Here is a 7,081-nt window from a genome sequence, read left to right on the forward strand (position 1 = left end):
ATATGCAGGTACAAAAAAGTTTTGCAGAACAAAAAACGGGGACGTTGTACCTCGTTGCCACACCAATCGGTAACCTTCAGGACATGTCAAATCGCGCCATTGAGGTCCTGTCGACTGTTGATGTGATTGCTGCTGAGGATACAAGACATACACAGCTGTTATTAAATTATTTTGATATTCATACCAAAAAGACGGCACTGCACGAACATAACTGGCAGGAAAAGGCACCATTGATTGTTCACGACCTTTTGGCAGGACAGTCGGTTGCCCAAGTTTCTGATGCGGGCTTGCCCTCGATCTCCGATCCGGGGAAGGAACTAGTGGCCCAAGCAATTGTTGCTGGGATTCCAGTTGTGCCTGTGCCAGGTGCTTCAGCCGGTATTACGGCCTTGATTGCTTCTGGCTTAGTGCCTCAACCCTTTTATTTTCATGGTTTCTTACCACGCAAGAAGGGAGAACAACAGGCTGTTTTGGCGGACCTTGCTCGTCGACCAGAAACGCTGATTTTTTATGAGGCCCCTCATCGCCTAAAGGCAACCATGGAAAATCTACTAACTGTTTGTGGCCCCAACCGTCGCGTCGTCTTGGCTCGGGAGTTAACAAAGCGGTACGAGGAATTCTTGCGCGGGACTACGAAAGAGTTGGCCGATTGGCTAGATGAAAATCAGGCCCGTGGGGAATTTGTTTTGATGGTTGCCGGCGCTAGCACAGAAGACCTAAAAGAAATGGCCGAGCCACAGCAAGGAGATACACAAGTCTTGGCTGAAACGGCTGACCTCCCCGTGGACCAAGCGGTGGCCGAATTAGTGACGGCTGGTCAAAAGCCAAACCAGGCCATCAAGCAGGTGGCCAAGGACCGGGGATTAAACCGGCAAGAGGTTTATAAAATTTATCATCAAATCGAGGAAGATCATGGCTGATATTTTTTCAATTACACGACCTGTTGAGTATTATCAGGTTGATTTGACACGAAAGCTTTCATTACCAATGGTCTTGAATTTGGCCATCCTATGCTCACGGCTTCAGGGTGAGCATTTGAACGTTGGCTATACTGAAACCGATAAGCGCGGTTTGGGTTGGGTTATTTTACAATACGATTTAAGGATTATCCGTCGGCCGAAATTAGGTGAAAAAATTACAATCGAAACCAAGGCTGGCGAATGGTCTTCTTTCTTTGCCATGCGTGGTTTTTACTTTAAGGACGCCAATGGTGAGGTCATTATTGATATTGATTCCCTTTGGGCCTTGATTGACCTAGAGACCAGGCGAATGCAACGCTTGCCAGAGGACCTTGTAGTTCCCTATGGTGGCCAAGAGGTGCGTCGCTTGGACAAGATGGTCAAGGTTGATAAAATTAAAGATGAAGAGGTTCAGGTTAGGCGACCCTATCAAGTGCGCTTCTTGGACATTGATGGGAACCGTCACGTCAACAATTCAAAATACTTGGAATGGATGCTGGATGTATTGCCCCTTGATTTCTTGAAAGACCATGAGGCGACTAATTTGACCATTCGTTATGAAAACGAAGTCCATTACGGTCACCAAGTTGAATCGCAAGCAATTTTAGTAGATAATAAATCAAGACACCGGGTCGTCAAAGATGATGGGATTTCGGCAGAAGCCGTGATTACTTGGATGGATCAACCCGGACAAAAAAGTGAGGAAAAGTAAATGTCTGTATTAGTATTAGGTGGCGCTGGTTATATCGGTTCGCACATGGTGCGCCGGTTGTTAGACCAAGGCCAGGATGTTGTTGTTGTTGATAATTTGGTCAAGGGACACCGAGCAGCGGTTGCGCCAGAAGCCAAGTTCTACCAAGTTGACATTCGTGACAAGAAGGCTTTGTCTGAGGTTTTTGAAAAAGAGAACATCGATGCCGTTGTTCACTTTGCAGCCTTCTCAATTGTGCCTGAATCCGTTGCCGAACCATTGATGTACTTTGATAACAACACGGCAGGAATGGTGACTTTGCTTGAAGTGATGAAGGACTTTGATGTGAAGAAGATTGTCTTCTCATCAACGGCCGCTACTTATGGTAACCCGGTCAACATTCCGATTAAGGAAACTGATCCACAAAACCCAATCAACCCTTACGGGGAATCAAAGTTGATGATGGAAAAGATGATGGCCTGGGCTGATTCAGCCTATGACATCAAGTGGGTGGCCTTGCGTTACTTCAACGTGGCGGGTGCCATCGAAGACGGTTCAATCGGTGAAGACCACGGTCCAGAAACACACTTGGTGCCAATCATCTTGCAGGCAGCAGCCGGTCAACGTGACTACATCGAAATGTTTGGGGATGACTATAACACACCAGATGGTTTCAACGTCCGTGATTACGTCCATGTTGTTGACTTGGCAGACGCTCACATTTTGGCCTTGGATTACTTGGCTAAGGGTAACAAATCAGCTCAATTTAACTTGGGATCAGCCACTGGTTTCTCTGTTAAGGAAATGGTTGAGGCAGCCCGTGAAGCGACTGGTGTCAACATTGAAGCCAAGGTTGGTCCTCGCCGTCCTGGTGACCCTGATATTTTGGTTGCGGATTCAACGCAAGCTCGAGAAGTCTTGGGCTGGCAACCAAAGTTTGACAACGTGAAGGACATCATCAAAACAGCTTGGAATTGGAAAGAAAAGCATCCAAACGGCTATGATGACCGCAAATAAAGTTTAAAAGGCCAAAAAGGCCTTTTTTTAGTGCGATTTTGCAATATAATTAATAAAAAAGCAAAAAAGTGTTGTTTGTTTGTCTGTAAGCGTTTACAATAAAGATAAAGAAACGTGTTGACTAAAATCAACCTCCGGTTCAAAACAAAGCGGAAAGGATGTTCGCCATGGCACTATTAGGAGCAATTGAAGGCGGCGGTACGAAGTTTGTTTTAGCTGTCTGTGATGAGGATATGAAGATTGTTGACCGTCAGTCGATTCCGACTGAAGACGGTGAAAAGACGCTTGATGCGGTGATTGCCTACTTTGACCAGTTTGAGGATATCAAAGCAATGGGGATTGCGATGTTTGGACCGATTGATATTAACCCGGAGTCCAAGACTTATGGCCGCGTCTTAGACACACCAAAACGTGGTTGGTCTGGTTATGATTTCATGGGTCGAATGAAGGCCTGGCGTGACATTCCTTACTACTGGACCACTGACGTTAATGGCGCTGCGTGGGCAGAGTATAAGACGGGGGCTGTGAAGGAAAATCAGTCAATGGTTTACCTGACGATTGGTACTGGTGTTGGTGCCGGAATCATCAACCGTGGCCATTTTCTAGCTGGTTACGGCCACCCTGAGGCCGGTCACATTATGATTCAAAAGCATCCAAAGGATGACTATAAGGGTCATTGCCCATTTCATCAGGATCACTGTTTGGAAGGTTTGGCTTCTGGACCGGCTATGGCCGAGCGTTGGGGTATGACAGCTAAGGAATTGCCTGATGATCATATCGCTTGGGAAATCGAGGCTGACTACTTGGCACAGGCCGCTGTCGACTTTACGGTCATCCTCCGTCCCGATAAGATTATCTTTGGTGGTGGGGTGCCACACCGTGAAAATTTGTTACCAATGGTTCGGAAGGCCTTTGCGGATAAGTTCCGTAACTATTTGGCAACACCTGATTTTGAGGACTACATTGTCCCAGTTTCGACTGGAGATAACGCAGGTATCATTGGTTGCTTCTATTTGGCCCAAGCTAAGCTAGCGGAAGAAGAATAAATTAGAAAATTCCACTTTTTTGGCGAAAAAGCTTGCCGACTGTCACTATATATGGTATGATATCTTTTGTTGTGAAAGACATCCATGGTTAGTTAGCTCAGTTGGTAGAGCAACGGACTCTTAATCCGTGGGTCCAGGGTTCGAGCCCCTGACTGACCATCATAAAACAAAAGACTGGAATTAATTCCGGTCTTTTTTTGTATCGTAAGGCCATAGGAGGTTTGCTGATGACAAATAAAAAACGAATCATAGCGGTGATTGCTGGCCTGATTTTACTGGCGGTGATGGTCTGGTTGGCACTTGGATCACATGGGCAAAAGCACGGCAAGGACACGAGCAGTAGCCAGTCACAGACAAAGGCAGCGACAACCAACCTGCCAAAGGGTGTGAAAAGCACGGACTGGGACCTCGTGTTGATTAATAAGCAACATCCGGAAAATCAGGAAATCAATTTTACCCAGGCTAAGGTTGGGGATAAGGTTGTTAACCAAAAGATTCAGCAAAGCGTCATTGATTTTATGGCCGGGGCCAAGGCAGCCGGCTACGACACCACCTTGGTTTCAGGCTACCGATCAATTGAATATCAGAAGGAAGTCTTTGCGAATGTCTTAGCAAACAACGAAAAGAATGGTGAATCGGAGGAAAAGGCGTTGGCCGAAACTAAGAAGGTTGTGCAAACACCTGGTTCATCCGAACACCAAACTGGTTTGGCCATTGATTTAGCTGGAAACGATGCTTTAGCGAAGTATCCAGGCCTAACTGGCGAGATGGACCAGTTCACTTCGCAGCGTTGGCTAATTGACCACGCCCCTGATTATGGTTTTATTCTTCGTTACCCAAAGGACGAGGCATCGATTAAGGAGACGGGTATCGATTATGAGTCCTGGCATTTCCGGTATGTTGGGGTCACAAATGCGAAGTATATGACAAAACATCACCTAACCCTCGAGGCCTATTTGAAGGATCTGAAGGCGCGTGAGGCGTCTTAAAAATGAAGGCGGATAACTTGGAATTATGTTCCGAGTTATCCGCTTTTTTGTTGGCTATGATTTAGTGAATTATTCCTTTATCGAAACGATTGGATAAATTTAATAAACAGATGAAAAATGACATCTAATCAATAAAATTAGCGACTATACCAATTTTAGAATGTCTGTTCGGTTGATTTGCGGTAAAATGAATAGTTGAGTCACAAAAGAGTTTTTAAATTCGCCTTTTTTGTGGAAAAAGGCGGTATTCAGCGCTTTATCACAAGGACAACCTTAGACTATGTGGCAAAAAGACGAATGTTCACATGGGCTTAAGGGGAACAGATGTGCTCTTTTGTTCGTAAAAAGGGGAATGGGGAAAATTTGGGATAAGTTTTTAAAAATCCCAGTCTTATCGCCTTTCTCTTTTTGGAAAAGTTACCCCCAAAACCTGTGGATAAGTGGTGCGTTTGGGGATAAATCAGCAGAAATTGGTCTATGTTGGCTGATTTTGTGGGTATAAGTCTGGGGAATAGTGGATAAAAGAGTGGATAAGTTGAATGAAAGGGAACAAGTTTTGATTTTAGACCAAAACAAGTAGTGAAATTAAAATGAAAATTAAAGTATTAACGGTTGGAAAATTAAAAGAAGACTACTTGAAAAAGGGAATTGCGGAATATGCCAAGCGCTTGAACCGTTTCGGGACTGTCGAAATGGTCGAGGTTGCTGATGAAAAGACACCTGAAAAAGCATCGGTAGCCGAAAATCAGCAAATCATGGCAAAGGAAGCGGAACGAATCCAAGGAAAAATTGGGGAGCGGGACTTTGTCGTTGTTTTAGCGATTGAGGGGAAGGAACTAGCTTCGGAAGACTTTGCGCAGAAATTAGAAGCTGCCAAGAACACGGGGCACGGTACCCTCACCTTCATTATTGGTGGATCCCTGGGGTTGGACCCCGCCATTAAAAAGCGCGCCAACCTCTTACTTTCCTTTGGACGGTTAACGCTGCCTCACCAACTGATGCGTTTGGTGTTGGTTGAGCAAATTTATCGAGCGATGATGATTTCAGCGGGTTCTACCTATCATAAATAAGCAATAATCAAATGCGACAAAAAAGCCAAACCCTTCGAGGTTTGGCTTTTTCACGTCATTGCTATTGTTCTTTAATTGAGAACTGGAAGTCCTCTGGGACGACAATTCCGATATCCTTGACCAGGACTTGTCCAGCAGATTTTTTTCCTGGATTCTTAGTGACGCCGGCCTTGATAAAGCCAAAGGAAATTGTCGTTTTGGCTTTCAAGGCAGCGCCCATAATTTGGCCGGTGGTGCCGTTGACGCCAGTTGGCAGGTCGAGCGCTACAACCGTGCTTTCGATGTGGTTGGCTGCCTTGACCATCTTTTGCAGGCCATCTGGCAAATCCTTGTTTAATCCAGTACCAAAGATGGCATCGATGATTAATGAAGCCTGCTTGAAGTCTGATTTTTCAGAACGGGGAACGCCACAGGCTTCAGCAATTTGCAGTTGGTGCTTGACGGCAGGCTTAGCCTTGTTGGCATTACCGACAAACTGCAATGAAACAGGGATGTGCAACTGGTGCAACAAGCGTGCGAGGGCAATCCCATCGGCACCGTTATTGCCCAAGCCAACTAAGACCAAAACGTTGGAGAGGTCATAGGCACCGGCGCCAAGGACGTCCAAGGCGGCTAAAGCGGCACGTTCAATCAAAACATCTTCTGACAAACCGATGGTTGTCATCGTGTATTGGTCTAGTTCCTGCATTTCTTCTGTTGTCACGAGTTGTGTCATTCAAATCACCTTAGTATAATAGATATATTCAATTATAATATAGAACAGCAAAAAAGAGTAATGAAAGGCGGCCACAAAATGGATAACATGGAAGTTGCTGATGATTATCAACAGGTAAAGGACCAAGTGGCGATTTTGAATGCCCGAGGTGAAGCGGTCACTGAAGAAGAAATGATTGAGCGGACCCTTTTGCGCGGTTTGGAAGAAATTTTGGACTACCGGATGGATGGGACTTTTTACACGGTTAAGTGGAACGACCAGAAGGAGTTGGAGCTTTATGATGTCTATCATGAGCTTTCCGCAACCATTAAGCCAAAGGGCAGCTCTTTGATTGAAGACTTTAAGAATGACGATCAAGGATTGTGGGACAACTTCAATTTGTCCGTGATGGCAATCGAGAACCGTTAAAAATGCTTGCCGTAACAAACATTATCTGTTATGATATTATCTGTTACGGAGAAGTACTCAAGAGGCTGAAGAGGCGCCCTTGCTAAGGGTGTAGACGTGTTAAAGCGTGCGAGGGTTCGAATCCCTTCTTCTCCATTTTTGCCCATTTACTGCGAACTGCGGTAGATGGGCTTTTTTGTTTCTTAA

At 45.3% G+C, this 7,081-nt stretch carries 8 protein-coding genes and 2 tRNA genes; 9 read left to right on the forward strand and 1 reads right to left on the reverse strand.

The genetic code is table 11. The features are described from left to right. The first annotated feature begins 2 nt into the window (after window positions 1-2). The 7 genes from rsmI (at window position 3) to rlmH (ending at window position 5,772) form a co-directional block, all read left to right on the forward strand. Complete coding sequence (gene rsmI, locus AOQ32_RS06350) at window positions 3-920, forward strand: 16S rRNA (cytidine(1402)-2'-O)-methyltransferase (RefSeq protein WP_059394074.1); 918 nt, start codon at window positions 3-5, stop codon at window positions 918-920. Continuing rightward, complete coding sequence (locus tag AOQ32_RS06355; protein WP_059394075.1) at window positions 913-1,671, forward strand: acyl-[acyl-carrier-protein] thioesterase; 759 nt, start codon at window positions 913-915, stop codon at window positions 1,669-1,671. The genes rsmI and AOQ32_RS06355 overlap by 8 nt, the downstream gene beginning before the upstream one ends. After that, the gene (gene galE, locus AOQ32_RS06360; RefSeq protein WP_059394076.1) at window positions 1,672-2,667 is read left to right on the forward strand and encodes a UDP-glucose 4-epimerase GalE; all 996 of its coding nucleotides are present in this window, start codon (window positions 1,672-1,674) and stop codon (window positions 2,665-2,667) included. A 167-nt stretch (window positions 2,668-2,834) separates the two neighbouring features. After that, window positions 2,835-3,713, forward strand: a complete 879-nt coding sequence (locus AOQ32_RS06365) for an ROK family protein (RefSeq protein WP_059394077.1) — start codon at window positions 2,835-2,837, stop codon at window positions 3,711-3,713. A gap of 86 nt (window positions 3,714-3,799) precedes the next feature. After that, window positions 3,800-3,872, forward strand: a tRNA-Lys gene (locus tag AOQ32_RS06370). A gap of 68 nt (window positions 3,873-3,940) precedes the next feature. Then, the gene (locus AOQ32_RS06375; protein WP_059394078.1) at window positions 3,941-4,702 is read left to right on the forward strand and encodes a M15 family metallopeptidase; all 762 of its coding nucleotides are present in this window, start codon (window positions 3,941-3,943) and stop codon (window positions 4,700-4,702) included. 590 nt (window positions 4,703-5,292) lie between these two features. Next, entirely contained in the window at window positions 5,293-5,772 is a 480-nt protein-coding gene (gene rlmH, locus AOQ32_RS06385) for a 23S rRNA (pseudouridine(1915)-N(3))-methyltransferase RlmH (RefSeq protein ID WP_059394080.1), read from the forward strand. Window positions 5,773-5,833: 61 nt separating this feature from the next. Here the strand turns inward: rlmH and AOQ32_RS06390 are convergent, their stop codons facing one another. Next, window positions 5,834-6,487 (reverse strand): NAD(P)H-hydrate epimerase, encoded by a 654-nt coding sequence (locus AOQ32_RS06390; protein WP_059394081.1) that lies wholly within the window; start codon window positions 6,485-6,487, stop codon window positions 5,834-5,836. A 78-nt stretch (window positions 6,488-6,565) separates the two neighbouring features. On the opposite strand from AOQ32_RS06390, the gene AOQ32_RS06395 reads away from it, so the two are divergent. Beyond that, a complete protein-coding gene (locus tag AOQ32_RS06395) occupies window positions 6,566-6,895 on the forward strand; it encodes a hypothetical protein (protein ID WP_059394082.1) in 330 nt (109 codons plus the stop codon). A gap of 47 nt (window positions 6,896-6,942) precedes the next feature. Next, a tRNA-Ser gene (locus AOQ32_RS06400) sits at window positions 6,943-7,030 on the forward strand. The last annotated feature ends 51 nt before the right edge of the window (window positions 7,031-7,081 follow it).

The organism is Fructobacillus tropaeoli (assembly GCF_001047135.2).
Taxonomy (GTDB): Bacteria; Bacillota; Bacilli; order Lactobacillales; family Lactobacillaceae; genus Fructobacillus; species Fructobacillus tropaeoli.

Coding starts and splice junctions, on each gene's coding strand:
- rsmI (WP_059394074.1), top strand. CDS start 3: ATGCAGGTACAAAAAAGTTTTGCAGAACAAAAAACGGGGACGTTGTAC.
- AOQ32_RS06355 (WP_059394075.1), top strand. CDS start 913: ATGGCTGATATTTTTTCAATTACACGACCTGTTGAGTATTATCAGGTT.
- galE (WP_059394076.1), top strand. CDS start 1,672: ATGTCTGTATTAGTATTAGGTGGCGCTGGTTATATCGGTTCGCACATG.
- AOQ32_RS06365 (WP_059394077.1), top strand. CDS start 2,835: ATGGCACTATTAGGAGCAATTGAAGGCGGCGGTACGAAGTTTGTTTTA.
- AOQ32_RS06375 (WP_059394078.1), top strand. CDS start 3,941: ATGACAAATAAAAAACGAATCATAGCGGTGATTGCTGGCCTGATTTTA.
- rlmH (WP_059394080.1), top strand. CDS start 5,293: ATGAAAATTAAAGTATTAACGGTTGGAAAATTAAAAGAAGACTACTTG.
- AOQ32_RS06390 (WP_059394081.1), bottom strand. CDS start 6,487: ATGACACAACTCGTGACAACAGAAGAAATGCAGGAACTAGACCAATAC.
- AOQ32_RS06395 (WP_059394082.1), top strand. CDS start 6,566: ATGGATAACATGGAAGTTGCTGATGATTATCAACAGGTAAAGGACCAA.